Origin of the sequence: Spinactinospora alkalitolerans, assembly GCF_013408795.1 — a bacterium.
Classification (GTDB): Bacteria; Actinomycetota; Actinomycetes; order Streptosporangiales; family Streptosporangiaceae; genus Spinactinospora; species Spinactinospora alkalitolerans.
Window position 1 is genome coordinate 3,832,027 of sequence record NZ_JACCCC010000001.1, and the last position, 26,032, is coordinate 3,858,058.

Consider the following 26,032-nt stretch of genomic DNA (forward strand, 5'->3'; position numbering starts at 1 on the left):
CCCCAACCGGGTTCGGATCCCGGTCAGGCGCAGGGCGATGATCGCAGGATGGTCCAACCAGATTCTGACGGTCATGCCAAGACTCCTCGACAGAGGTCAGGGGACAGCAGTCCGCACCAGAGCGGGACCGTGGAGACGACCGGATGGGGATGGCCGTGCCCGTACCTACCGCCTTCACCGAACTCATCGCCGTGGTCGGCGCAGACCACGACGAGCGGTCGACGCTCCGCCAACCGGGTGAAGAGGCGGCCGAGTTGCCCATCGGCCCACTCCAGAGCTCGGCGCTGCATCCCCAGAAGGACGTGAACGTCCTTTCGAGACAGCGGGGACACCTGAGCGGACCGAGCACGTTTGCCGTCGTGCAATTGGTACAGGCGGTCGAGTAGGTCCGCGTTGTGGTCGGTGAGCGGACTGTTCGGCGTCGTGTAGGGGATGTGTGTGCTGGGACAGTTGACGAAGAGGAAGAACCGGTCGGCGCTCAAGCACTTTTCGGCCAGAGCCTCCACATGGGCGAGCGCCAGCGAGCCGGCGCGGTCGACGATTCGTGTCGTGCTGTCGGCCGGTGCCGAGGAAGGCCGACCGAAGTAGTGGAATTCCGGGAACAGCCTCGGCAGGCTGTTCCCGGTACCGGAGGGGTCGAAGAAGGTGACACCGCCGGCCCCGATGACGCGGTGTCCCCGAGCCGCGTAGTCCTCCATCAGAGTGGAGCCGGTGAACACCACTCCGACCGGGCCACCAGACGGGCGGGCCGCGGCGGACCTCCAGATCGCCCCCACCGGTCGGCCCGCGATGGTGAGAGATCCGAAGACCGGCCGGGGAAGGAATCCGTTGAAGATGGCGGCGTGGGATGGGAGCGTGTAGGTTCCCGGCGCCTCAGCCCGGATCAGGGGACCGAGTGCGGACAGGGTGGGAAGTCGAGCCCTTTTGGCGACGTCGTATCGGCAGGAGTCCAGGGTTACCAGGACGACATCACGGTCGGCGAGGTCGATACCGGCCATGTCATCCCTCCAGAATTAGGGCCGGATTCCGGAACCGTTCGATCGGATCCGTCATGAGAAGCCGTTTGGAGAGGCGTCCGAGTTCGGCCAGACAGGACCCGACGATGTCGGTGATGCCTCTCCGATCCTGGTCGCCAGCTTGACGGGCGAGGCGCACGCCGACGAAGGAGGGCTTTGAGAGGGGGTCTCCGTTGCGGGAGACCAGGACCGTCTCGTTGGGGAGGCCGAGGTCGGCGAAGATCTGGTTGGCGATCCGGATGGCGGCAAGCGTGTAGAGCTTGCCGGTGTGATGGACGGGGTTCTTTCCTGCGAGTGCCTCGACTCCGGCTCCGCGGTTGGCGGAGATGACACCGTTGGCCTTGTTGCCCCGTCCGACGAGTCCGCAGTCGCCCTTGCCAAGGGATGTGCCGAACGGCGCTAGGTAGGCGCCCTGACCGTGGTCCTTGGTGTTGAGGGAGACTCGCGTCTGCCACGGGTGTCGCTGGATGACGGGGTGGTTCTCGACGAAGACTTCGAGATGCTCTCGAGCCCTGATCATCACATCCTTGTAGGTTCGGTGCGAGTCGGTCAGATCGGGGTGGACGGGGATACAGACCGTCAGGTCGAGGACCATTCCCGCGCGGACGATCATGACCTTCACATCCGTTCCCACCATCGGGAACACCTCAGTGAAAGCGAGATCGGTGATGTGGTTCTCCAGATCGATGGCCAGAGCGTCCAGCGGATCAACCGGAGCGTAGGCACTGCAGAATGCGGTGTCGTTCGCTTGCCTGCCATGCTCCTTCTCCGAACAGTCCGCAGCACTGTCCGGACGGTAGAAGGAGAACGGATGGTCGGCACCGATTCCCGCAGTGTTCTCCACACGTATCCGCAGGTGGTCAAGGATGTGTGGACTACGGGTCGCGGTGCGAAGCACATCTTCGGCAACCTCACGGAACAGATCATCGATCGGTATCCGCTCGTCACCGACGGAGCGTGTCACCTTACCGAACAGGTAAGCGCTGACCGATTTCTCGATCGAATAGCGACCGAAACCGACGACGGATTCAGCCCCGACCAGGGCGACCTTGTCGACCCAGTGGTTGGGAACAGCCCCGAACCGCTTCAGGCCAAGGAGCGAGTAGCGTCGGGAGAACTCTTCCGCGATGAGGTCGGCAAGAGAATCCGGATGTCCGATTCCCTTACGCTCCACCACATCAAATCCCTTTTTGGTATCTACGGACCCCAATCCACCGCTGATGGCCATATACATTCGTCGCCTCCTTGGTCTGCGGCGGGATATGCCACGAAGTTAAGGTGAGCGGACCGGGAGAACCCGGAAAGATAATCCGGGGTCGGCTGTGGGAGGCTGAGGTCGGCATGGTTCCTCCAGATTCGAGTGTGGGACGGCGCGTTGCCTGGTATCGAATCCGGCGCGGCCTGTCCCAGGAGGTACTGGCAGGTTTGGTGGGTCGGACCGCAGACTGGCTCGGAAAGGTCGAGAACGACCGTGCCGCTTTGGACCGCCTGTCGGTCATCCGGTCCCTTGCCGACGCCCTCGGCGTTTCGGTCCTCGATCTGATCGGCGAGGCGAAATCCGGCGGCCCGCCGCCGGAGCAGGACGTGGGGGTGAGCCGGCTCCGTTCGGCTCTGACCGACTACCGCAGCCTTGTCCCGCTGGCCCCGGTGGTCCGACAGGGAGGTGAACCACCAGATCTTCTCCAAATCCGGCATGATGTCGAGTCTGTGATGGATGCCTACCAGCGCTCCAGCTACAAGCGGATGCTCCGTTCGCTGCCGGATCTTCTCTCACGTACTCATATCGCGGCTCGCGAGTATGAAGGGCAGAAGCTGCTTGTTGCGGAAAGGTTCCTGGCTTTGACCGCGCAGGCGGCGGCGATGGTCCTCACGAAGCTTGGAGAAGTCGACCTGGCATGGATCGCCGCCGAGCGCGGGCTTCAAGCCGCGCAGAGATCCGGGGACATGGCCGTCATAGGCTCACTGCTCAGGTCAGGCGTGCACTCGTTGCACTCCTACGGGCAGGGGCCGACGTCCACGGAGATGGCCGGCCAGGCCGCCGGTTACCTGCGGAAAGAAATGGATTGGTCATCTCCCCGGATGATCTCCGTATACGGAACGCTGCTGCTGCCGGGCGCCATCGCCGCAGCAAGGGAAGGCGACCGAGGCTCAGCCCGTGACTATCTGGAAGAGTCCGAGAAGGCGGCTCTTCGGTTGGGAAGAGACCGCAACGATCTGTGGACGGCTTTCGGCCAGACGAACGTCGCTGTTCACCGTGCAGCGGTGGCCAACGCACTCGGCGATGTCGACACCGCGATCGATCTTGGCCGAAGGATCGACACATCGGTTCTCCCCACCGAACGACAGGTGCGCCATGCCTTGGAGTTGGCCTCGGCTTACGTTAAACGCAACCGGATCGATTCGGCGCTCGGCCAGATCCTCGGAGCGGAGAAGTTGTCTTCCGAGCAGATCCGACGGCACGTGATGAGCCGTCAGATCGTCACAGCGATGTTGGAAACCAAGTCGGGAAAACGGAACCCTACTCTGGCGGCGCTCGCCCTGAGGATGAGGATCATCTGACGGTGCTACTAGGGTCGTCGTATGAGCGCTGACCCTGTGGAGTCCTTCTCCCGTCCCCGTGTGGCCGCCGGTGTGCTGTTCTTCGACGAGCAGGACCATGTGATGATGGTGGTTCCCTCCTACAAGGACTATCGCGACATCCCCGGCGGCTACATCGAGCGTGGAGAGACCCCCCGCCAGGCGGCGGCCCGGGAGGTCCTGGAGGAGCTGGGGATCGAACCGCCCATCAGGCGCCTGCTCGCCGTCGACTGGGCGCCCACCCCTTCCGAAGGGGACAAGCAGCTGTTCGTCTTCGATGGCGGACGGCTGGAGCAGAAGCATCTGGACGCCATCGTCCTCGATCCGGCCGAACTGACCGGTTACGAATTCCATGACGTCACCGCCGTCCACGAACAGACCATCCCCCGCCTGGCCCGCAGGATCACCCACGCTGCCCAAGCTCGAGCCAAGGGCACAACCGCGTACCTGGAGAACGGCGAACCGGCCGAATAGCCGTTGTCAGAAGCAGCCGCGACGAGAACGGCCATGAGGGTGCCCTTGTGCCCCGGACTGACCGCGGGGCGGAGGGCTACCCGGCCAGGTGGCCGGCCTTGACGGAGGAGATGAAGGCGTGCCACTCGGAGACTGAGAAGAGGAGCGGCGCCTGCGCCGGAGCTTTGGAGTCACGGATCCCGCACACTCCGGAAACGAGCTGAGCAGCCTCAACGCATTCGCCGCTTGCCTTGGAATAGCTGCTCTTGTACCACTCTTCGCTCAACTCTCACCTCTGTACGCTACGCAGACCTTCCACGGTTTTCGCGTCTCCGTGGGCTTCCTTGCGTAGCTTATCGAGCACTTGCACGTGTTCTTCCACCTCGCGTGGGTCATCCCGAAACAGTACGCTTTTGTGCTGTTCAACGTGGACGACGCTGAGAGCGCCGACATCGAGCACGGTGAAGGGACCGGTCTCCATCGCGGCATGTGCGCCTACCTCATACGGCAGCAACTGGATCGTGACGTGCGGCTCGTCCATGAGGGAGACAACGTGCTCCAGTTGCGCCCGCATCACTTCAGGACCACCCACAGCACGATGGATCGCGGCCTCGTCGATGATCACCCATGTCTGTGGGCGGTTCTCCGCCCAGACCCGTTGCCGCTCCATGCGGACTTGGATACGACTCTCGATCTCTTTCTTGTCCGCGCCGGGCATACTGCCGACCATCAGTGCCCTCTGGTACGCCTCCGTCTGGAAAAGGCCTGGGATGTGGACGGCGTCATAGCGCTGGATCTTGCAGGCATCGCTCTCCAGCCCGATGTAGGTGCCGTAGCCGCCTTTGATCCCGTAGCGCTGCCACCATCCTGATTCGCGCGCCTGCTCACGCAGGGCCATGAACCTCTGGGCTTCTTCTTCGGTCGCACCATAGAAGTCCAGCAGCGCTTGGAGGTCTCGGCGACGAGGGATGGCTCCGCTCGGATCCTCCCATCGCGTGATGCTGCTTGGCGCCACATCGACGCTCTTGGCGACATGGTCTCGGGGCTTGTCGCCTCGCAACCTGGCCAGTTCGTGGGCGAGCTGCCAGCGCCCCACCGTAGGACTCCTCATGTCCAGGACCCTACCGAGATACCTCTTCACAGTCCATTGCGCTTTTTTGAAATGGACCTTGCACATGGACTCTGCGTGATGGACTATGGACCTACTCGCGGGGATCGTGTTCGCTCCGTCACTTCTCCGAGCGCCCTATAGCGGGCACAAAAGCGGCCCTGGCCAGTGCGCCAACACTGACCAGGGCCTTAGCCCTCGACCTGCCACAGACAGGGAGGACTCATGTCCAACGGTATCGTTCGCATGCCCGAGCCCCCGCGCCACGTCTCCTTGCGGCGGTGCTCCTTCCGGTTCTCCGGCCGGCCGCACAGCATCAAGGCCGCGCGGGACTGGCTCAGCGTCCGGATGGACATCGCCGGTGTCCCCGAGGAGACGGCCGACACCGCCGTGCTGCTGCTCTCCGAGCTCGCCACCAACGCCCTGGTCCACACCGCCAGCGGCGGCGAGGGCGGGGCGTTCTACGTCCGGGCGTTCTTCTTCCACGGACGACTGCGCGTGGAGGTCCGCGACGCGGGCCGCACCCCCTTCCCCGTCGAGGCCGCCACGCCGGACCCCGATGCCGAGAACGGGCGCGGCCTGCTGCTGGTCGACACCCTCGCCCACCGGTGGGGTCGCTTCGAGTCCGGGCGCGGGCCGGGCATGTTCTTCGAGCTGCGCTGGAACGCGCAAGCCATCCGCACCGAGCCCGCGCCGACGGCCGAAAGCTTCCGGTGAACGCCGTGCCGGGCTACCACCTCTCACCCAGCGACGACGTGCGGCGGCTGCGGGCCGACTTCCCCGACTACCTCATCTGCGAACTCCACGACGAGCACGGACGGCCCCGCTTCACCGCCACCCGCACGGCCCCGGCCGTCAGCGGCGCGGCCGAGCTGATCATCGCCCCCGAGGCCGAGGCACTGCGCGCCAGGCTCGCCGTCCAGCCCACCACTCCCCGGCTGCCGAACCGAGGAGGCGAGCGGTCGTGATGACCACCACCATGGCGGCCGAACCCGAACAGCCGACGATTCCCCGGGTCCTGCACCGACTGCGCCGCACCTACCGGCAGCACGGCTGGACCATCTGGCACGGCGAGGCCACCGGCCAGTACTGGGCCGCCCACACCGGTTCCATGGTCCTGCTGTGCGGCGACAGCGAAACCGAACTCGCCGAGGCGATCAGCCGGTTCCGCCCTCTTCCGCGTCCAAACACCGTCCCGGCCCCGCGCCGACCTCCCCTGCACCTCCCGCCCCGCCCGCGCCCACGCGGAGCCTGACCGTCGCATGGGTGTGGCCCGGGAGCTGCGCTCCCGGGCCACACCCATGCGGGCGTTCCTGTGGAGCATCAGACGGGAAGGTTCTCCAACTGATCCACCCGCACTCGCCCAGTTAGCAGGTCATCCATCAACCCGGCCTTGAGCTTGCGAAGCTTGCCGAGTTGGGCACGCTCGGCGGCGATGCGGGCATCGTGGGTTTCGATGACGGAGACGATGCGGTGCTGTTCGTCGAGCGAAGGAACCGCAATCGGACAGGAGCGCACATCTCGCTGATTGATACTTGCTTGAGCGATAGCGCTTCTCGCTTGGCTACGGAAATAGCGTAGGCACTTACTCCCACTAAGCATATGGGCCGCGAATGCGGGAAGAAGCTTTTCCTCTTGCACCTTGACACGCATGATATTCGATTCAAACACAGTCAGCTCGCGCAATCCGCGGACAATAGCCGACTTCCCGACATAATCAATCGCATTCACGCGATTAATCACAAGGTCGCTCTCCTTCAACCCATAGAGAGCCCCCTCTTCGGGCGTCACAGAAAGACGCCGCAGCGACCCTGGTTCTGAAATGACTCCACCACCGAAACCGTCAATACGGAGAATTGGAATCCCTGAACCCCCATACGCAGACTGATGCTTGTAGAGTCCATTCTGCGGGCCTGAAATAATATATGAACCGAGATCTTCCAAGAAGCAGGGAGAGTCGATCAGGCTCGATACCGCCCCCACTCTCAGGATATCCATCTTAACGGCAGTTCTCTCAGCAGCATCGATGGACTCATCCACCGCATCCAGCACCTCGACGATCTTCCGCTGTTCCGGTAACGGAAGGAGGGGCAGCTTGACATCAGCCACCGCTCGCGTCTCCAGCCTCTTCGTTCCGTGGCCGGACTCGTCTGCGGATCGCAGGAAGAAGTCACTGCGCGACAGCAGGAAGTATGCGAGGTAGCGGCCGTCGATCCCCTCTCCGGGGATGATCGCCTTGCAGTCCTGACCGAAGGCGACCGGACGCCCTGTTATACCGACCCGGAACTCGTTCTTCAGCGACATGCCCCGGACGACGAACATCACCGTCCCCTCAGGGACCAGTCGGCTCCCCGAGCGGACCCCGAGTTCGGTTACACGTCGCTCGGAGTCGTTTATCTCGAAGCTCTTCAGGCTTGCCGCGCTGATCCACGGGATGTTTCCGCCCCAGTACCGGTCTTCTCCGGTGTCTGGCGTTCCTCCTGAGAGCCATCGCCCTGCATGACGCAATTCGATCGACGCACTGCCAGAGAAACCGGCATCACTGGCCGACATAGCCGAGCTCCTTCAGGAATCCGGAAAGCTTCCGCTCAGCGCTCTTCCGCTCGTCTTCGATACGGGTGAGCGAAACGGCGTACTTGACCCACCAGTTCTCCAGGGCGGCCACCACTTCCCGGCGCTGCTTGGCGCTGTAGGCGTCCAGCTCGGCCATCAGGGCGTTCTCGGCGAACCCCATCACCTCACGGCGCTCGGCATCGGCGTCCAAGGCCAGGCGCGCCATCTCCAGCGCGCCCACCAGGTCTCCCCGCAAAGCCCTCACCTGCCTCTTGGCGGAGGTGAGCTCCTTCTTCAGCTTCTTGAGCTCGGCTTCACTCAGCCGGTCCGGGGGGTCCGCGTCCTCCTCCTGCTCCTCGGCCCTGCCGCCGCCGTCGCCGTCATCATCCCCCTCACCGGCCTCCGGCGTGGCCGCCTTCGTCCTGGCGTCCAGTTCGGCGACTTTCTGCTCAGCCTCGGCGAGCCTGTCCAGGTGCTCGGGGATCAGGGCGGGCACCAGCGGGTGCTCGGCCGGGTCGTGCAGGGTTCCGGCGTCCAGACCGTCGGCGATGGTGGTCATCCAGCCGTCGATCACCCCGCCGAAGCCATTGGCAGCCAGGGTGCGCAGGTCGTACTGGATGGCGTCCCACCAGCGCACGATCACGCCCGTGGTCTCGAACCGGTCGAGTGAGCCCACCGGCTCCAGCGCGTCGACGAAGCTTTCGATCAGCTCCCTGCGCGCCGCCATCAGCCTCCCCGTCTCGGGCAGCGCCACGATCAGCCGGGCGTTGTCGGCCCACCATTTGGCCATGGCCTTGAACAGCTCGTCGCGCTTGGCGTGGACGCCCGGGTCGTCGGCGACCTGGGCGGCGAGGTCGGCGCGGGTCAGCCCTTCGGCGAAGTCACGGTAGGGGCCGTGCTCGCCGTCAGCACCGGGCTCGCGCCTGATGAGGGTCCGGTCAGCGGTAAACCCGATGCGGGCGAACGCCTCCCTCTTCGCCTCGATCTCGGCCTCGGGCACGCCGCCGTGCAGGTGGGCGTAGACGTCGTGCGGCTCGGGCGGCGGGGCATTGTCGACGTAGCGGCGGATGTTGAAGTTGAAGTCGTTGCCCCGCAGCTCCTCGCGGTCCACCACCCGCGAGTAGCCGTCGATCTCGGCGAAGTTGGCGTAAGCGTAGAGGATCTTCTCGGTGTGCTCGGGCAGCAGGTGGTTCTGCGCCTTGCCCGTCCGGTACTCGCGGTCGGCGTTGACGAACAGCACCTTGTTCCTGCGCTCGGCCGGCTTGCTGCGCGGGGCGCGGAACACGATGACGCAGGCGGGGATGCCGGTGCCGTAGAACAGGTTGGGCGCCAGGCCGATGACGGCCTCGACGCAGTCGTCGCGCAGCAGCTCGGTGCGGATCTGGCGCTCCTCGCCGCCGCGGAACAGCACCCCGTGCGGCATGACGGTGGCGCCCACGCCGCCGTCCTTGAGCACCGCCACCATGTGCTGCAGGAACATCAGGTCGGCCTTCTTGGAACCGTCCTTGACCTGCCCCCACCGGTAGCGCTCGGTGGTGAACTGCGCGTCCGCGCCGTTGAACACCTGCGAGAACGGCGGATTGGACAGCACGTAGTCGAAGCGCTCCAGCCTGCCGTGCTTCTCGTGCCGCGGGTAGAGCAGCGTGTCATCGTTGTGCAGATCGGCGTCGGGGATGCCGTGCAGCAGTAGGTTCATCTTGGAGATCGACCACGAGCCGCCGTTGAGCTCCTGGCCGGCGAGCCTGAGGTCGCGCCAGTAGCGGCCGCGCTCCTCCATGTGCTGCTTGACCATGATGAGCATCCCGCCGGAGCCGGCGCAGGGGTCGTAAAGGCTCCTCTTCTCCTGCGGGTCGATCAGCTGTGTCATCATCCGCACCACCGAGCGCGGGGTGTAGAACTCGCCGCCGCGCTTGCCCGCGGAGTCGGCGAACCGGCCGATCAGGTACTCGTAAGCCGCGCCGAGCAGGTCGGGGAACTCGAAGTCGTCGTCGCGCAGGCTGTAGCGGTTGAAGTGCTTGATCAGGTCGCGCAGCGACCGGTCCGACAGCCGGGTTTTGCCGATGGTGGCGTTGAAGTCGATGTGCTGGACCACGCCCTCCAGCTCAGGGTTGGCGCCCTCCAGCGCTTCCAACGCCTTGTTCAGCTCGCTGCCGACGTTGGCGTGCACCCGGTCGCGCAACCGCTCCCAGCGGGCTTCTTCCGGGACGAAGAACACACCGTCGTAGTAGATGTCGTCCTCGGAGGCGGCCTCGGCCTCCTCCTCGCTCTGCCCGGCCTCGACGAGCTCGGCGACGACCGCGGCCTGGTGCGTCTCGAACTCGTCGGAGGCACGCTTCAGGAACAGCATCCCGAAGATGTACTCCTTGTAGTCCGAGGCGTCCATGCGCCCGCGCAGGATGTCCGCCGCCGCGAACAGGTGCCGCTCCAACTGCGGCAGGGTGAGCTTGGTCTTCGTCGCCACCGGGTCCCCTCTTGACGTGTGCGCGCCGATGCCTCAAGGCGCGCGACTCAGCCTAGAGGGACGGGTCCGACGGTTTCATCCGGACACCGGAAACCGCACCGCGTCACGCCCCGTCGGCGTTCTCCCTGAGCGCCCGCTCGGCGAGCTCGACCAGCGACCCCTCGCCGGGAACGAACCAGTGCTTCGGCCCCTGCACCGCCTTACCCGCGCGGTCCCCCATCGCCTGCCGCAGCATGTGCAGGGCGAGATTGCTCGGCGAGTAGCGCTGTCCGTCCGCGCTCCACAGCAGCGGTTGGGAACTGTCGTTGTTCCAGGTGGCCCAGCGGCGATCCTGATCCTCGGCCAGCCAGGCGCGCATGCCCTTGCGCTGGGGACCGGTCTGCGGACGGAACTCCAGGAGCGTGCCGTCGGGAATGGTTCCGGCGTTGACCAGGGTGGTGACCGTCCGAGGCCGCCGCGACTTCTTCGGTCGGAGGTAGGGAGCGGGCACCGTCGGGGAGCTCTCGCCCACCTGGAGGTGGTGCAGCACCAGCTCGGTGAGCCTGGCACAGCGCTCGGCGCTCTTGAACGTGGTGAGAGGGTAACTGGCCGACCCGAATTCGGCGTCCACGTAGTGGATCGTCAGATCGAGCACGAGCTCCACCAGGTCCGCCGCGTTCTCCAGCTCGGTCTCCCAGTCGGCGTCCAGGTCGCCGATCTCGCTGGTGTCGGTGTGCTGGAAGACCAGGTGCGCGATCAGCAGCTTCCCCTGCTCCGCGATCGCCGCGCCGCGCCCCTCCCTCCTCTCCGCCGCAGCCACCAGTCTTTCCTGGACCACCCGGAGCAGCAGGACGCTGTTCCACACCTTCGCCGCGGAGGGAGACGCCCCGAACAGCTTCTTGTACAGGGGATCCTCACCGGGCCCCCACAACGTGTTCTCGTTCTCCTTCACCCGGGCGACCCAGTCGGGGCGCGAGTGGGCGCACAGCAGTGCGAGAGCGGCCTCCACCACGGTGCAGCCGGCCTCCTGGGAGGGGATGATCTGCTCGCCCCGCTTCAGTGCGTAGGTCTTGCCCAGAGACATGGCGATCTCATCGCGCAGTCCGGCCTGAACCGGATCGAGGGCGACGAAGTCGCGCTGCTCCACCTGGTTCTGGGTGTTGGTGGCGGTGGTGACGCTCTTTCCGAAGTCCTCGGGGCATCCTTCCAGCGAGATGAACCGCACGCTGATCTGGCCTTGGTCACCGACCTCGGGCCGATCCCGGACGGCCCGGTGCACGGCGGCCACCGTCTGCGCGCCGTTGACGATGCTCGCGCCCCTGATCGTGAGCTCGGCACTCCCTCCCGCGACACCGCTGTACTTCACACTTCGATGCACGGACTCCGCGAGGACGGTGATGCCGTTGTTGAAGTACCAGAAATGCTTAGGGGATTCCTGCAATGTGGTGATGAGCTCCTGATTGACCCGAGTGACACCGAGCGACCTGCGGATGTTCTGATCGAACAGCCGGTCGCCGTGCTCGTCGTACCATCTCCTGATCTGGCCGGCCGGCACCGTGCCGAAGAACGCTCTGAAGGGCCCGTTGTGCTCGCTGCAACGGTCCACCATGACGTCCAGGTCGATCTTGACGTGTTCGACGCCTGCTTTGACGATCTTCTGGAAGTCGTTGAGGTGCAGGTACCGGACGTCGACGATCTCGCTGCCGTGCAGCTCCACCAGGTAGTCCAGACGAGCGCGGAGTTCCTCGTTCACCGGCTCGTTGCCCAGCACCGCGACAACCAGGGTGATCTTGACGGCGGGGTTCTCGATCGCCTCCAGAACATCGGGCCAGAGTTTCTGGAAACGCTCGTTGAAGCCATCGACCTCGGTCGAAAGGATCTTGCCGACTCCCTCGCAGAACTTCAGCGTCGCACCGAGATCGAGGGTGCCGTTGCCTTTCGACCGCCATTTCGACTGCACCAGCCACATCCTCGACCTGGTGCTGTCGACGTGGACGGCGTCGATTCCCCCGTCACCGGCTCCGTCGATGACCGACGCGCCGGCTTCGGCGAGGTCGCAGCCGGAGAGGTGTTTCACCGCGAGTGCGGCGAGCGCGCGGGTCAGGCACTCAGGCGGAGGATCCTCATCTTCGAGGGAGCGACCGGGGAGATCACTGAAGTCGACGACATCGGCGAAGTGGCGCTGCAGGGCGTTCTGGACGTGTCGCACGGCGATGGGGGCTGCCATGCCCGAAAGCCTATCGACGCGGTTTCATCCGCGCCGATATTTCCGCGTTCTCAGCCCTACCGGGCTGGGCCGGTCGTCAGCTTGGCGACGGCCTGGTCGTACTGCTCCTGGGTGAGCGCGCCCTGCTGGAGCAGCGTGTGCAGTTGCCGGATCTGCTCAGGAACGCTCGGTGCGGCCGCCTGGGGGACGCCGGCCCTGGCGATCGCCTGATTGACCGCCGCGTGAAGCTCCTCGAAGTCGGGCTGGTGTCTCTTCAGGAAGTAGACCGACTGCGTGTGCTCGACCACCCGTTTCTTGCGCTGATCACGCCGCGCCTTGCGGTCTTTCCTTTCGGTGACCACGAATTCGATGAATCCGTTCTTCTGGAGATCCGAGCCCTTGAACCGGATGTGGGAGATCGTGCTGACGTGCATCCGGCTCTCTCTGCCACCGCTGAACAGCGCGCTGGGGCCCTTCCTGCGGAGGGTCACCCACTCGCCGTCGAAGCTCACGGCATTGCCCAGGTAGCCCTTGGCGTATATCACGCATCTCCAATCACGGGGGAAGTGTGGAGCAGGGGCACGCATGATCCCCAAATCCCCAAGCGCTCAACGGGAGACGATCCTACCAAGGTAAAGGCGGCCCGTACCTCCGCCGGGAGATCAGAAAGCGGAGAACCGCGAACCTGCTTCCTCACCTCCGGTGACGGACTCCCGCTGAAATGCCGGGTGTTCTGCCCGCCGCTGATCGGCCGCACCGACCGGTCCAGGCCGTAGTGGCTCCGCCCCGCGTGCGCGCGGGGCCTGATCCCTGCGCGCCCACGTCCGGGGAGGCGGGGCGGCGGTCTCGCGCTCCAGGTGGTCGAGGACGTCGAGGCCGGTGCGGGCCGAGAGACCGGCAAGGGCCATGGGGCTACTTCGGGCGGCGTTGCCGCGGCCGGAGTCGGCCGCTTCCCTGACGCACGGCGATCACCGGGTTACCGTTGCACCGTGCCTGATGCCGATGACCTGGCCGTCCTGGCCGACCACTGGGCGTCCGAGGTCCGCGCCGCGAAGCGCGAGCATTTCATTCCCGATGTGACCCGCGCAGGTCCCATGAGCGGCGGCCCGAGCCACTGGGTCGACCGGACCGCCGACCCGGAGAAGTGGCGGGCGGCGGTCTACAGCGACACCACGATGCTGACCCAGGTGGACGACGGCGCCACGATGCTGGGCCCGGAGGCTCCTCCGGGGCTGCCCACGAGTTCGAGCACCGCCCCCTCACTCGTCGTCGAGTTCCTGAACCTGCTCGACCCCTACCCGGGCGACCGCGTCCTGGAGGTCGGCACCGGCACCGGATGGACGGCCGCCCTCCTCGCGGCCCGCCTCGGTCCCGGCGCCGTCACCACGATCGAGGTCGACGACCAGGTCGCCCGGCAGGCGGCCATGAACCTCAAGCGTTCCGGATACGAGGCCCGCGTCGTCGTCGGCGACGGCGCGGACGGCTGGGCGGAGGGTGCCCCCTACGACCGGGTGCACGTCACCTGTGCGGTAGCCGACATCCCCTTCGCGTGGGTGCGGCAGACCCGCCCCGGCGGCGTGATCGCGCTGCCGTGGGCGCCGACACAGGTGTGGGGCCACAAGGTCACCTTGACCGTGACCGGGGACGGCCGTGCGGTGGGCCGGTTCCGAGGCGACACGTCGTTCATGATGCTGCGCTCCCAGCGCCCCGCCCTGCCCGACGTGAGCGGGCATCCGCGAGAGTCGCGGGCCCGCGTCGACCCGCTGAGAATGACCAGCGCCGACCGCGGCCTGGAGGTCGCCGCAGTAGGGCTGCTGCCCGGGGTGGACGTCACCGGCCTGGGGGTCGGCGACGACCGGGTGAGCGTGTGGGACCCGGGCAGCGGCTCCTATGCGCTGGCCGTACGCGACGGCAGCGGCTCCGGCGCCGAGGTCACCGAGTACGGGCCGCGCTCCTTGTGGACAGAGCTGGAGGACACCTACCTGACCTGGGTGGGACTGGGAGAGCCCGGCCGCGAGCGCTTCGGGCTCCTCGTCGACGCACGGGGACAGCACGTATGGCTGGATCGGTCGGACAACCTGATCGGAGTGAGCTGATGGGCGACCATCGCAAAGAGGTCAACTGCAACGGATGCAGGGGCACCGGGCGGGTCCAGCAGTCCGATGACGGACGGATGGTGATGGTGCCCTGCACGCTGTGCGGAGGCAGCGGAAAGCAGCCGTAGCCGCCCATATCGGGCACGGTGCCCGGCGTGGACGGCCACGCCGAACAGCGCATATGGCTCTGAGACGGCTTCTTCTGCGGTGGTCCGATCGGCGGGGTCGGTGGAGAGTCCGTGGCTCGGCCACTCCTCGCGGCTGTCGATCGCCGCCGAGAGCGGCGGGATGTCGCCGCTGTTCATCGGCTCCGCCCGCGCGGTCATCGCCGCGCTGCCCGCCGCGACTCCCACCGCGTCAAGAAACGTGGAGAGCCCGCCGGCATCCGCCACGACGGGCCGGCCACGATCATGCTCTTCCCCGTCGCACCTCGCGCAGCATGATCCGGAAGTTATCCGAAAATTTTCGATAACGTCGGCCCGAACCTTGATCTTCGGACTCGGGCTTCCATCGACCAATCCCGTACTCGGTCGGCCAGGTATGCCAGTGACCAGGCGCAATGCCTTTCCGAGAAATCTCTGCCCAAGACAGAGTTTTCGCAATTTTCCGGAAACTGTTGACAACCCGACGGAGCCGGACCAACACTATCGGCATCGACAGGCCTCACCCACTGTCAATCCGGGTCACCCACCGCAACCTGATCCTCCGGTCGTCGACCGCACGACAACCGGCCCCCGCCGCGCTGTACGACGCCGACGCGCGACGGCCGTCACCCTGGCCACCGACAGCCCCGCCGGGTCGTATCACGCTGCCCGGCCCCCACCGGCCTTCACGAGGAGGAAGCACGCACATGAACGACGCCCCCGCCCACCCGGAGAGCCGCAGACGCGGCCGCACCAGGCTGCTCATCGGCCGTGCCTGCGCCGCCGTAGTAGCGCTGGTCACGGCCACAACGACGCTGCCCGGCATCGCCAACGCGGACATAACCTCCAACCAGACCGGCACCGATAACGGCTACTTCTATTCATTCTGGACCGACACTCCCGGGTCGGTCTCCATGGAACTGGGATCTGGCGGCAATTACAGCACCTCATGGAGCAACACCGGGAATTTCGTTGCCGGTAAGGGCTGGAGCACCGGCGGACGCAGGGCCGTGAACTACTCGGGAAGCTTCAATCCGTCCGGCAATTCTTATCTGACTCTCTATGGGTGGACGAGAGACCCACTCGTGGAATATTACGTCGTCGACAACTGGGGCACTTATAGGCCCACGGGAACGTACAAGGGCACGGTCACCAGCGATGGTGGTACGTACGACATCTACAAGACGACGCGATACAACGCCCCCTCCATCGAAGGCACTGCGACTTTTGATCAGTACTGGAGCGTCCGGCAGTCGAAGAGAACGGGCGGAACGATAACCTCTGGCAACCACTTTGACGCATGGGCCCGTTATGGAATGAATCTGGGCAGCCATGATTACATGATCCTCGCAACAGAGGGATACCAGAGCAGTGGGAATTCCAATATAACGGTGGGCTCCTCCTCCGGTGGTGGCGGTGGAGGCGGCGGTGGAGGCGGTGGCGGCGGCTGCACCGCGACCCTGTCCGAGGGTGAGAGGTGGGACGACCGGTACAACCTCAACGTCTCGGTGTCCGGCTCCGACGACTGGACCGTGACGATGAACGTCCCGGAACCCGCCGAGATCATCGCCACCTGGAACATCAGCGCCAGCTACCCCAGCTCCCAGGTACTGACCGCCACGCCCAACGGCAACGGCGACAACTGGGGCGCGACGATCCGGCACAACGGCAACTGGACCTGGCCGACGGTCTCCTGCAGCGCGAGCTGACCTCCGAACCCCCGAAGCACCACACCTGCGGCGCGGCGGCCATGGCCGCCGCGCCGCACCGCTGCCGGCCCGGCCGCTCGCGGGCCTGGGTGATCCCCGAGGCCGTCGGCACACTCACTCCCTCCCCCTCCGGAGAGGGAGGAGAGCCCTTCCTCCGGGGGAGTCCCCGCCGCCCGGACGGCGGACAGGATCGCCTCATGAACAACAGCACCCTTTCCTCCCGCGGGCGCTGTGAACGCCCCGCCCCGGCTTCCGTAGGCGTCACGGCGGTGGCGTGGGCGATCGCCCTGTGGTGTATCGGATTCGCAGCCGTCAACCTCGTATACGAGGCATCAGGACGCTTCTCGGACGGCCCCCTGGCCGAATACGGTCCGGCGCTCTCGGTGATGACCTGGCTCGTCGTCGTCCTCAAGGTCGCGGGAGCCGGGGTGGCGCTGCTGTCCGTCACCAGGCGCCCGATCCCCGTCCCCGCGAACCTGCTGGCCGTGCTGGTGTGGGGGGCCTTCGCCCTGCTGGGCCTCTACACGCTGGGCAGCGTCGTCCAGGCGGTCGGCATGGTCACGGGCCTCCTGGGATCGGCCGATCGGATCGACGCGGCCGCAGTGGGCTACGTGCTCTTCTTCCTCGCCGGTGCCGTCGGATACGGCGTCCTCGCCGTATCCCACTCCAGGCGCTCCGCCACCCCCACAGCGCCCGTCCTCCTCGGCGTCCTGGGAGCGCCGGTGCTGCTGGGCGTGGTCCTCGTCGCCGTTCCGGCGCTGCTCACCGCGCTCGGGGTCATGCCCCACTGATATGTCGCAGTGCCGTTGCGCGGCGGCGCCCGATGACGGCCAACGGCCGGGCCCGCGGCGCGTCGCCGCGGGCCCGGCGGCACGCGTCTCACACCTTGCGGTACTTGGGCACCCAGGCGCCGTCGGTGACCTCGTAGTCGCCGAACAGTGCGGGCGCCTCCTCCAGGAGGGTCTCGCCGATCCTGCCGAACAGCAGGCGGATCTCCTCCTCCGCGCCGGGCGCGGTGCGGGCCTCCAGGGTGTGGCGCAGAGTGCGGACGTTGGCCGTCCAGACCAGGCCGGTGGCCACGCCCTCGGGGGCGAAGCGGCGCATGAAGGAGGTGCGGTGCTTCTTCTCCGCGAACTTCACGCCCTCTTCGTCCAGGCCGAAGTGCTCGGCCATCCAGCCCTGGAACTCCTCCATCCGGTCCAGCATCTCGGTGGCGCGCTTCATCAGCTCGGGGTCGTCCCTGGCCCACTCGGGGAACCAGAACGGCAGGTCGGTCAGGCGCACGAAGCGCAGCGACTCCTGCGAGACCGCCACGCCGGGGCGGTGCCGGATGAGTTCGTGAGTCAGTACTCTGCTGACGTTGTGCAGGACGAAGCTGAAGCTGACGTGCTCCAGGACCGAGCCGTGCAGGCTGGCGAGGATGTTGGAGAGGTAGGCGTCCTGGTCGGTGCGCACCCGGGTCACGTTGGGGTTGAGCCCCGGTTCCCAGGAGCGGTAGCACAGCCGGCCGGCGAACTCCGCGAGGTTCTGCGGGTCGTTGAGCTCGGAGTCGAGCTCGCCGCGGTCCAGCCGCTCCAGCCAGCTCTGCCCGCCGACGTCGGCGAGATAGCTGGCGATCTCGTCGTAGTCCAGCTGCGGACGCGCGATCAGGTGGACTTCAGGCTCGACGCTCTTCACCGTGTCCTCTTCTCCCCCACACCGGAGCCGGGAGAACCGCTCCCGGGCCTCCTCGGTCCGACATCGTGGCCGGTCGGCGCGCATCGGTTCGGACACGCGGCCCCGGCCGCGTGTCCGAACCTAGCATCGACATGGATGTGAGGGGTTGTGGTCCCGGCGGTCTCGGAGCGGGCGAATCCCACTGCGTGAGTCCGGCCACTAACCGATCAGGAAGCCGCCGGGGCTGATGATCAGCCCGACGACGATGAGGACCACGCCCCAGAGGATCTGGCGGCGCAGCAGCGCGAAAACACCGGCGACGATGAGGACGATTCCCAGGATCAGCAGTAAAATACTCATGTCCTTCGCATGCCCCTGCTCATCCGGCAAAAACGCCCGAGTGCCGGATAAGCGACGACTCCGCTGGTCGCGAAGGTAAAAAAAGGTTAATGAAGATCGCGGCGAAATCATTACCCTAATTCGTCCCGGCCTTTACCCAACCCCTTCCGCTACCCCGGATGCAAAAGGTCGAACATGCCGTCCGGAGAGTTCCTCACCCGGTTCGCGCCCGTATCGCCCCCGGTTCACTCCGGCAGGTGCGGCAGGGTGGACTCGGGCGAGGCGAACGCGCCGCCCTGCGGGCCGCCGTGCCAGAACGGGTCGTCGTCGGGGAAGCCCGGGGCGAAGCCCGCGGCGTCGTCGACCGGGCGGTAGCCCAGCTCGTTCTCGCCCGCCGTCAGGTCCCAGAACCTGCGCGCGTTCGCTGAGACGGCGTAGACGGCGGCGAAGGTGACGTTGTCCGTGGTGAGCGCTGCGCGCACGAAGCCGACGCAGTCGCGGGGGCTGAGCCAGGTCGCCAGGTGCCGGGTCTCGGTCGGCTCGGTCTCGAACGATCCGATCCGCAGCGCCACGACCTCCAGCCCGAACTTGTCGGCGTACATCTGGCCGAGCGCCTCGACCGCGACCTTGCTGACCCCGTACAGGCCGTCGGGGCGGGGCGGCTCGTCGGGGAAGACGTGGTGGTGGATCGGGTATCCCCCGGTCACCCGGTTGCTGCCGGCCAGCACGACCCGGCGCACCCCGGTCCGGCGGGCGGCCTCCAGCACGGTGAACGTCCCCTTGACGTTGGCGTCGAGGAGTTCGTCGAACGGCGCCTCGTCGGGGCGGCCGGCCAGGTGCACGACGGCGTCGGCCCCCTGGAACGCCTTCTGCAGCGCGTCGAGGTCGTTGATGTCGCCTTCGTGGACGGTCTCGTTGTCGCTGTCCGCGGTCACGGGTTCGCGGTCGAACAGCACCAGCTCGCCGACGTTCTCGCGCAGCCCTTCGCGCACGGTGGCTCCCATGCGCCCGGCCACTCCGGTGATCACGATCCTGCCAAGGTTCACATCCATGCGCCCGAGCCTACGATCGCGCGGCCCCCCGTTCACGCATGGCGCGGGGCGACACACCAATCCGATCGGGGTCCGGGTTCGGGCGGCCGGATCCGGCCGCCCGTCCCTCCTCGGCTCTCTCAGCGCGCCAGCCGCAGCGCCCGCTCCACGATCCGCTCCCCCACCGCGGCGGTGAGGATCGACTCGGGGTGGAACTGCACCGCCCAGCGCCTGGCCGCGGCGTCCTCGATCGCCATGACGACGGGCTCGGCCCCGTCCCCGGCCTCGGTCACGGCGGTCACCCGGAAGTTCTTCACCCGGTCCGGCGTGGTGTAGGTGGAGTGGTAGCGGGCCGCGGTGAACGCGCCGTCCGCACCGATCCCGGCCAGCAGCTCACCGCCGTCGACCCGGACCCGGCCCGGCTTGCCGTGCACCGGCTCGGCCAGGGTGCGCAGTTCACCGCCCGCGTGCTCCACCATGGCCTGCAGCCCCAGGCACACCCCCAGCGCGGGCAGCCGGCGCGCGTCCAGCGCGTCCAGCAGCGCGTCGGTGTCGAAGTCCGAGGGCAGCCCCGGGCCGGGCGAGAGCACCACCAGGTCGGGGGCGAGCTCGTCCAGCAGCGCCGGGTCGAACCCGTGCCGCAGCGTGGTCACCTGCGCGCCGTGCCGCCGCACGTAGTCGGCGAGGGTGTTGACGAAGGAGTCCTCGTAGTCGACGAGCAGCACCTTCATCCCGGCCCCCGGGGGCTCGGCCTCCGGCTGCGGCCGCTCCGCCTGCTCCGCGCCCTGCGCGGGGGCCTCGTCCAGGGCGAGGGTCTCCAGCAGCGCGCGGGCCTTGAGGAAGGTCTCGCGCTCCTCGGCCTCGGGGTCGGAGTCGTAGAGCAGCGTGGCGCCGACCCGGACGGTTGCGACGCCGTCGCGGATCTGGGCGGTGCGCAGGGTCAGGCCGGTGTTCATCGACCCGTCGAAGCCGATGACGCCCACGGCGCCGCCGTACCAGCGGCGCGGCGTGGTCTCGTTGGCCTCGATGAAGCGCATCGCCCAGGTCTTGGGCGCACCGGTGACGGTGACCGCCCACATGTGCGTGAGGAAGGCGTCGAGGGCGTCGAACTCGGGGCGCAGGGTTCCCTCGATGTGGTCGACGGTGTGGATCAGCCTGCTGTACATCTCGATCTGGCGGCGGCCGATGACCCGGACGCTGCCGGGCTCGCACACCCGGGACTTGTCGTTGCGGTCGACGTCGGTGCACATCGTCAGCTCCGACTCCTCCTTGGCGGAGGAGAGCAGCTCGCGGATGTTGTCGGCGTCGCCCAGGGCGTCCTCGCCGCGCCGGATCGTGCCGGAGATCGGGCAGGTCTCCACCCGCTGGCCGCGGCCGGGCGCGCCGGTGACGCGCACGAACATCTCCGGCGAGGCCCCGACCAGGTACTCCCCCTCGCCCAGGTTGAAGAAGAACTCATAGGGCGCGGGGTTGCGCTCACGCAGGTGCTCGTAGAAGCGGGCCGGGGAGGTGCACGCGCCGTAGGTGCGGTGTCCGGGCACGACCTCGAACAGGTCGCCGCGGACGAACCTCTCCTTGGCCCTGGCGACGATCTCGGCGTAGGCGCCGGGTTCGGGCTGGGGCGGGACCTGCGCCGCGACGACGGCGGGGGTGGGGTCGGTGACGCGGGGCAGGTCGTCGGTGCGGGCCTCCCGCGGGGTGCCGGCGAGGTCGGCCGGGACCGTGAAGTCGTAGGAGTGGCGCACGCACGTCTCTCGCTTGCGGTCGCGCACGATGATCTCGTCTGGCAGGTGCAGGACGAGATCGCGGTCGTCGGGGGCGCGGTCGAGGACCTGCTCGATCGGCTCGAACTGGAAGGCGAGGTCGTAGCCGAACGCGCCGTAGAGGCCGAGGTGCGGGTCGTCCTCGGCGAAGAACAGCGCGACGACGGCGCGCAGCACCGAGAACACGCTGGGCCTGCGGCTGCGCTGCTCCTCGGTGAAGAACTCCCCCTCGGCGGGCTCGGGGACGGTGACCCACACGGAGTCGCCGGGGAGACCGGGGCTTCCGGGGACGACGACGCCATGCTCCGTCAGCGCGCGGACGACGACCGGGAGCAGCACGCGGCCGCGGTCGTTCAGCGCGGTGGCGACGACGGTGCGGCCCCGGGCGGCCACCTCCAGGCACGGGTCGAGGTAGCCCAGGTGCCAACGGCTGTAGCGGCCGGGGTACTCCATGCCGGAGGACAGGACGCCGCCGCGGCGGTGCTCCACCGCCTGGACCAGTTCGGTGAGGACGTCGGGGTCGCAGGGCGCGGTGCTGCGGCGGACGGTGACGCCGCCGGCGGTTCGGTAGGAGTGGGAGCTGTCGTCCACGGGCCGGTCCTTTTCGGGCTGTGTCGTGCGCCGCGCCCGAACCGTGGCGGAAATCGAAGAAGCGACCGCCGGAACGGGCGGTCGCTGGTCAGGGTCTTGGGGAATGCGAACCTTAGCGCGCCGCCGGAAAGCGGCGCCACCACTGGTGGGGTGTCTGAGCGGTTCGCATGGTTGCGAGTGTAGCGCCTACGCGCCGCTGTGCGAATGACCGCGACGCGGATCGGCGCGGAACCGGAACGAACCGAACGAAACTGAACGAAGCTGAAAGAACTGAAAGGAACCGCCGACAGCGGTGGCGGTGAGGTCGGCCGAGGAGACGGCCTTCGGCGGGTGGAATGCGACGGTGCCGCGCCAGGCTGGTACGCTACATCACTCGAGAAAACATGCCACATTATTCCCTATTTAGGAGTTTAGCAGATACATGGAGTGTCGTCAATCCGGAAGCACCGGCGGCAGTACCCGCGCCCACGACCCCGCAGACGCCCGCACAGCCGCGCTGCGCGAGGAACAGGACCACGTCTCCGGGCTCTACGCCCGGCTGGACACCCTGCGCGACCGGGCCCGGGCGGCGATGGACGAGGCGTACGGACGCGGTGGCGGCGGAACGCTGCAGGCGCGGATCGAGCGCGAGGTGGCGGCCGGCGAGCAGGCCCACCGGTTCACCCGGCTGTCCGGGGTCGAGCGTGGGCTGTGCTTCGGCCGGATCGACCACCGCGGCGCCGACGGCTCTCCCGGCGACACCTTCTACATCGGGCGCGTCGGCCTGCGCGACGAGGACCACGAACCGGTGCTGATCGACTGGCGCGCGCCCGCCGCGCGACTCTTCTACGCCGCGACCCCCGGCTCCCCCGGCACGCTGCTGCGCCGCCGCCACCTGCACACCCGGGGCCGCACGGTCGTCGGCATCGACGACGAGGTGTTCGACCTCGACGGGCTCAGCGACACCGACCGGCGCACGCTGGTGGGCGAGGCCGCGCTGCTGGCGACGCTGCGGCGCGGCCGGACCGGCAGGATGAGCGACGTCGTCGCCACCATCCAGACCGAGCAGGACCGGGTCATCCGCTCCGGCCTGCAGGGCGTCCTGGTGGTGCAGGGCGGCCCCGGCACGGGCAAGACGGTCGCCGCGCTGCACCGGGCCGCCTACCTGCTGTACACGCACCGCAGGACGCTGGAGCGCCGGGGCGTGCTGGTGGTCGGACCCAACGCGACATTCCTGCGCTACATCGGACAGGTGCTGCCCTCATTGGGCGAGACCGACGTGGTGCTGTCCACCGTCGGCGGGCTCTACCCGGGCGTGCGGGCCACCGCGCCGGAGACGCCCGCGGCCGCGGTGGTCAAGGGCGACCTGCGCATGGCCGATCTGGTCGCCGCGGCCGTGCGGGACCGGCAGCGCGCGCCGGCGGGCGACCTGGAGGTCGAGGCCGACGACATGGTGCTGCGGGTGGACCATGCCACCTGCGCGCACCTGCGGGACCGCGCGCGCGGGCTGGGCCTGCTGCCGCACAACGTCGCGCGCAAGCTGTTCGTCAACGAACTGCTCCTGGAGCTCGCCCGCGACCAGGCCCGGCAGATGGACCGGCCGGCCGACGCCGAGGACCTGGAGTACATGCGGGCGAGCCTGTGGGCGGAGGAGTCCGTCAAGGCCGCGGTGGACGGCCTGTGGCCCGACCTCGCGCCGCAGCGGCTGCTGTCGGAGCTCTTCGCCGACGCCGGAGCCGTGGCCGGGGCCGCGGCGCGGGCCGGATTCACCGAGGAGGAGTGGAAGGCGCTGCCGCGTCCGGCCGGGCACCCGTGGACCACCGCCGACGTCCCCCTCCTCGACGAGGCCGCCGAACTGCTCGGCGAGGACGACGGCAGGGCCGGGGCCGAGCAGCGCGCCGCCGAGCGCCGGCGGCGGGCGGAGGAGCGCTACGCCCAGGGCGTGCTGGAGTTCACCGGCCTGTTCGAGGACCAGATGATGGAGGCGCCCGCGCTCGCCGAACGCCACCACGCCCCGGGGCCGGAGCTGACGACCGCCGACCGGGCCGAGGCCGACCGGCAGTGGGCCTACGGCCACGTCATCGTGGACGAGGCGCAGGAGCTGTCGGCCATGGCCTGGCGCATGGTGATGCGCAGGGTGCCCACCCGCTCCTTGACGGTGGTGGGCGACGTGGCCCAGACCGGCAGCCCCGCCGGGGCCCGGTCATGGGGCGAGATGCTGGACACCTACGTGGAGGGCCGCTGGCGAGAGGAGCGGCTGCTGGTGAACTACCGGACGCCGGCCGAGATCATGGAGGTGGCCGCCGACGTCCTGAGGGCGGTGGCCCCGGAGCAGGAGCCGCCGGAGTCGGTGCGCGGCGGCGAGGCGCCGCCGACCGCCGTGCGGATGACGGATGCGGAGCTGCCGGAGGGCTTGGCGCCCCTGGTGGAGTCGGAGCTGTCGGCGATCGGCGACGGCCGCCTGGCGGTGCTGACGCCCGACGCCCGCCACAGCGGGATCGCCGCGCTACTGCCCGCGGCGGCGGCCACGACCCCGCAGGCCCTGGACTCCCCCGCTGTGGTGCTGACGGTGACCCAGGCCAAGGGGCTGGAGTTCGACGCGGTGATCGTGGTCGACCCCGCGGGGATCATCGCCCAGTCGCCCAAGGGCGGCCACGACCTCTATGTCGCGGTCACCAGGGCGACGAGGCGGCTGACGGTCGTGTACGAGGACGGCCTCCCGGATGTGCTGGGCCGGCTGGCGGCGCCTCGTCGAGTCGCCGTGGACGGCGCGGGTCGGGTGCGGCCTCGTGAACCTCGGTGAATCCGCCGGACACCGGGGAGCCGTGCGCTCCCGGTCCCCGAGGATGCCTCGGGGACCGGGACATCGCCGTTTCGGGGTGCGTCAGCCCCCGATGATGGGAATGCCGCCGAGGACACCGCCGAGGAGGTCGTTGGCGTAGGCGGTGCCGGTGCCGAGGGTCAGGGTGATGGCCGTGACCAGCCCGACGAACAGCGCGGTGAAGAAGTGACGGACCATGACAAGCTCCCTACTCAAGGTTACGGATACATCACAGTGAGTATCCATCATGAGTTGCGGGAAACCGGGGAGCCGGAAGAAATCCTCCGGCCGCGTCGGCGCTCTCACCGGAGCGCCGACGCGGCCGGGAATCGCCGTCACCGCTGCGGCCCCGGTGCCGCCGGAGTCCGTCCGGCACGCCGGTCGGCGCGGCGGGGATCAGCCGCCGCCACCACCGCCACCGCCGCCACCGGCGCCGCCGCTTCCACCGCCACCGCCGGCGCCACCGCTTCCACCGCCACCGCCGGCGCCACCGCTGAAGCCACCGCCGCCGAAGCCTCCGCCGCCGCCACCGGACCAGCCGGAGCGGCCGCCGCCCCTGCCGCCCGAACCCGCCTTGATGATCATGAAGACGATGATCACCACGACCATCGGGAAGCAGAACATGGAGGACAGGGGGAACACCGTGCTCAGCAGGAAGCCGAAGCCCACGCCGCGGTCCTCGCCGTCCTCGGCCCCGCCCCCGGAGGCGTCCCGGTCCCGCGGCGTCGGCACCGCGGCGCTGCCCTCGGAGAGGGTCACGTCGACGCTGAACGCCTCGCCCGGTTCGACGGGCCCGTTCGAGAAGGCCGCCGCGGATCCCGCGCTCTCCGCGCTCGTGCACTCCTGCCGCGAGGACGGCTCGCCCGCGTAGCAGTCGACGAGGTCGATCCCGCCGGGGACCTCGACCTCAGCGTGCGCGGACTCGATGGGAATCTCCCATTCGGGGCCGACCACGTCCAGGAACAGCCGCGGCCGGCCCTCGGCGCCCTCGACGAGCAGGGTCTCGTAGTCGTAGCCGATGACGAACGTCTTCTCCCCCGTCAGCCGGGGGTCCTGCTGCTCCTGTCCGATGCGCACCACGGTCTCGGCACCGTTGTCCTCGATGTCGACCGCCTCGACGCCGTCGGCGCTCTCGACCTCGACGCCGGTGAGGCCGAAGTCCCGCTCGCCCCCGTCGCCGATGCGGCCGCCCGCGGGGATGCTCCGGAACATTCCGTCGGCCGGCCCCTGCCCGAACCGGTAGGTGAGCGTCTCACGCACGCTGACCACGCCGTCCTCGCCCACGGCCACGTCGACGTCGTAGGAGGTGACCGCGCGCTCGCCCTCGGCTGCGGCCGGCGCAGCCGACGGCAGGGCCGACAGCGGTGCCGCGAGCAGCAGGCCCGCCACGGCCCAGGGGCGCGGCGCCCGCCCCGTCCTCGTCCCCGTCTTCCTTCTTCCCTCGTTCACCGCCACCGTCGCCACCATGGACCTTGGACGGTGCGCGGCGCGCTCCGGTCGCTCCGCGCCCTGGCCGGATCAGGCCATTCGGCGCGAGCGGTGAACCGGGCC

At 68.1% G+C, this 26,032-nt stretch carries 23 protein-coding genes; 9 read left to right on the forward strand and 14 right to left on the reverse strand.

Features of this window, described 5'->3' with window-relative positions; translation table 11 throughout:
* Window positions 1-71: 71 nt before the first annotated feature.
* Together HDA32_RS16990 and HDA32_RS16995 are read right to left on the reverse strand one after the other, a co-directional pair.
* Entirely contained in the window at window positions 72-998 is a 927-nt protein-coding gene (locus tag HDA32_RS16990; RefSeq protein WP_179644126.1) for an alkaline phosphatase family protein, read from the reverse strand.
* 1 nt (window position 999) lies between these two features.
* A complete protein-coding gene (locus tag HDA32_RS16995; RefSeq protein ID WP_246334389.1) occupies window positions 1,000-2,250 on the reverse strand; it encodes a methionine adenosyltransferase in 1,251 nt (416 codons plus the stop codon).
* Window positions 2,251-2,378: 128 nt separating this feature from the next.
* Between HDA32_RS16995 and HDA32_RS17000 the strand changes: the two genes are divergently transcribed.
* Both HDA32_RS17000 and HDA32_RS17005 read left to right on the forward strand, forming a co-directional pair.
* On the forward strand, window positions 2,379-3,575 hold the full coding sequence (locus HDA32_RS17000) for a helix-turn-helix domain-containing protein (protein WP_218882504.1): 1,197 nt from the start codon (window positions 2,379-2,381) through the stop codon (window positions 3,573-3,575).
* A 21-nt stretch (window positions 3,576-3,596) separates the two neighbouring features.
* The gene (locus tag HDA32_RS17005; protein ID WP_179644128.1) at window positions 3,597-4,067 is read left to right on the forward strand and encodes an NUDIX domain-containing protein; all 471 of its coding nucleotides are present in this window, start codon (window positions 3,597-3,599) and stop codon (window positions 4,065-4,067) included.
* Window positions 4,068-4,143: 76 nt separating this feature from the next.
* Here the strand turns inward: HDA32_RS17005 and HDA32_RS17010 are convergent, their stop codons facing one another.
* Window positions 4,144-4,332 carry a DUF397 domain-containing protein gene (locus tag HDA32_RS17010; RefSeq protein WP_179644129.1) on the reverse strand — a complete coding sequence of 63 codons (189 nt, stop codon included), beginning with the start codon at window positions 4,330-4,332 and terminating at the stop codon, window positions 4,144-4,146.
* Window positions 4,333-4,335: 3 nt separating this feature from the next.
* Window positions 4,336-5,142 carry a helix-turn-helix domain-containing protein gene (locus tag HDA32_RS17015; protein ID WP_312863215.1) on the reverse strand — a complete coding sequence of 269 codons (807 nt, stop codon included), beginning with the start codon at window positions 5,140-5,142 and terminating at the stop codon, window positions 4,336-4,338.
* Window positions 5,143-5,379: 237 nt separating this feature from the next.
* On the opposite strand from HDA32_RS17015, the gene HDA32_RS17020 reads away from it, so the two are divergent.
* From HDA32_RS17020 to HDA32_RS17030, 3 genes are read left to right on the forward strand one after another with little or no spacing between them, the layout of a single operon-like run.
* Window positions 5,380-5,871 carry an ATP-binding protein gene (locus HDA32_RS17020; RefSeq protein ID WP_179644131.1) on the forward strand — a complete coding sequence of 164 codons (492 nt, stop codon included), beginning with the start codon at window positions 5,380-5,382 and terminating at the stop codon, window positions 5,869-5,871.
* A complete protein-coding gene (locus HDA32_RS17025; RefSeq protein ID WP_312863216.1) occupies window positions 5,868-6,122 on the forward strand; it encodes a hypothetical protein in 255 nt (84 codons plus the stop codon). The genes HDA32_RS17020 and HDA32_RS17025 overlap by 4 nt, the downstream gene beginning before the upstream one ends.
* A complete protein-coding gene (locus HDA32_RS17030; protein ID WP_246334391.1) occupies window positions 6,122-6,409 on the forward strand; it encodes a hypothetical protein in 288 nt (95 codons plus the stop codon). The genes HDA32_RS17025 and HDA32_RS17030 overlap by 1 nt, the downstream gene beginning before the upstream one ends.
* A 68-nt stretch (window positions 6,410-6,477) precedes the next feature.
* Here HDA32_RS17030 and HDA32_RS17035 read toward each other — a convergent pair whose 3' ends face one another.
* From HDA32_RS17035 to HDA32_RS17050, 4 genes are all read right to left on the reverse strand, one after another.
* Window positions 6,478-7,707: a restriction endonuclease subunit S gene (locus HDA32_RS17035; RefSeq protein ID WP_179644132.1), complete on the reverse strand. Its 1,230-nt coding sequence runs from the start codon at window positions 7,705-7,707 to the stop codon at window positions 6,478-6,480.
* On the reverse strand, window positions 7,694-10,168 hold the full coding sequence (locus tag HDA32_RS17040; protein WP_179644133.1) for a type I restriction-modification system subunit M: 2,475 nt from the start codon (window positions 10,166-10,168) through the stop codon (window positions 7,694-7,696). Before HDA32_RS17040 ends, HDA32_RS17035 begins: the two co-directional genes overlap by 14 nt.
* A 103-nt stretch (window positions 10,169-10,271) precedes the next feature.
* Entirely contained in the window at window positions 10,272-12,374 is a 2,103-nt protein-coding gene (locus tag HDA32_RS17045; protein ID WP_179644134.1) for an AIPR family protein, read from the reverse strand.
* Window positions 12,375-12,430: 56 nt separating this feature from the next.
* Entirely contained in the window at window positions 12,431-12,898 is a 468-nt protein-coding gene (locus HDA32_RS17050) for a DUF4429 domain-containing protein (RefSeq protein ID WP_179644135.1), read from the reverse strand.
* A gap of 444 nt (window positions 12,899-13,342) precedes the next feature.
* Here HDA32_RS17050 and HDA32_RS17055 point away from each other — a divergent pair, with 444 nt between their 5' ends.
* The 3 genes from HDA32_RS17055 to HDA32_RS17065 all read left to right on the forward strand — a co-directional run bounded on the left by HDA32_RS17055 (window position 13,343) and on the right by HDA32_RS17065 (window position 17,092).
* Window positions 13,343-14,449: a methyltransferase domain-containing protein gene (locus HDA32_RS17055; protein ID WP_312863217.1), complete on the forward strand. Its 1,107-nt coding sequence runs from the start codon at window positions 13,343-13,345 to the stop codon at window positions 14,447-14,449.
* Window positions 14,450-15,299: 850 nt separating this feature from the next.
* Window positions 15,300-16,301, forward strand: a complete 1,002-nt coding sequence (gene xynA, locus HDA32_RS17060) for an endo-1,4-beta-xylanase XynA (protein ID WP_179644136.1) — start codon at window positions 15,300-15,302, stop codon at window positions 16,299-16,301.
* A 269-nt stretch (window positions 16,302-16,570) separates the two neighbouring features.
* Entirely contained in the window at window positions 16,571-17,092 is a 522-nt protein-coding gene (locus HDA32_RS17065) for a DUF3995 domain-containing protein (RefSeq protein ID WP_179644137.1), read from the forward strand.
* A gap of 88 nt (window positions 17,093-17,180) precedes the next feature.
* Here HDA32_RS17065 and thyX read toward each other — a convergent pair whose 3' ends face one another.
* The 4 genes from thyX to HDA32_RS17085 form a co-directional block, all read right to left on the reverse strand.
* Window positions 17,181-17,978: an FAD-dependent thymidylate synthase gene (thyX, locus tag HDA32_RS17070; RefSeq protein WP_179644138.1), complete on the reverse strand. Its 798-nt coding sequence runs from the start codon at window positions 17,976-17,978 to the stop codon at window positions 17,181-17,183.
* 198 nt (window positions 17,979-18,176) lie between these two features.
* Window positions 18,177-18,317, reverse strand: coding sequence for a GPGG-motif small membrane protein (locus tag HDA32_RS17075; protein ID WP_179644139.1), 141 nt, complete (start codon window positions 18,315-18,317; stop codon window positions 18,177-18,179).
* A gap of 224 nt (window positions 18,318-18,541) precedes the next feature.
* Window positions 18,542-19,348, reverse strand: a complete 807-nt coding sequence (locus tag HDA32_RS17080) for an NAD-dependent epimerase/dehydratase family protein (RefSeq protein WP_179644140.1) — start codon at window positions 19,346-19,348, stop codon at window positions 18,542-18,544.
* 119 nt (window positions 19,349-19,467) lie between these two features.
* Complete coding sequence (locus HDA32_RS17085) at window positions 19,468-21,681, reverse strand: anthranilate synthase component I (RefSeq protein ID WP_179644141.1); 2,214 nt, start codon at window positions 21,679-21,681, stop codon at window positions 19,468-19,470.
* Between the two features lie 421 nt (window positions 21,682-22,102).
* Here HDA32_RS17085 and HDA32_RS17090 point away from each other — a divergent pair, with 421 nt between their 5' ends.
* Window positions 22,103-24,463, forward strand: coding sequence for a HelD family protein (locus HDA32_RS17090; RefSeq protein ID WP_179644142.1), 2,361 nt, complete (start codon window positions 22,103-22,105; stop codon window positions 24,461-24,463).
* An 81-nt stretch (window positions 24,464-24,544) separates the two neighbouring features.
* Here the strand turns inward: HDA32_RS17090 and HDA32_RS31480 are convergent, their stop codons facing one another.
* Window positions 24,545-24,679 carry a hypothetical protein gene (locus HDA32_RS31480; RefSeq protein ID WP_281370395.1) on the reverse strand — a complete coding sequence of 45 codons (135 nt, stop codon included), beginning with the start codon at window positions 24,677-24,679 and terminating at the stop codon, window positions 24,545-24,547.
* 198 nt (window positions 24,680-24,877) lie between these two features.
* Window positions 24,878-25,936 (reverse strand): DUF2207 domain-containing protein, encoded by a 1,059-nt coding sequence (locus HDA32_RS30275; protein WP_218882505.1) that lies wholly within the window; start codon window positions 25,934-25,936, stop codon window positions 24,878-24,880.
* Window positions 25,937-26,032: the final 96 nt, after the last annotated feature.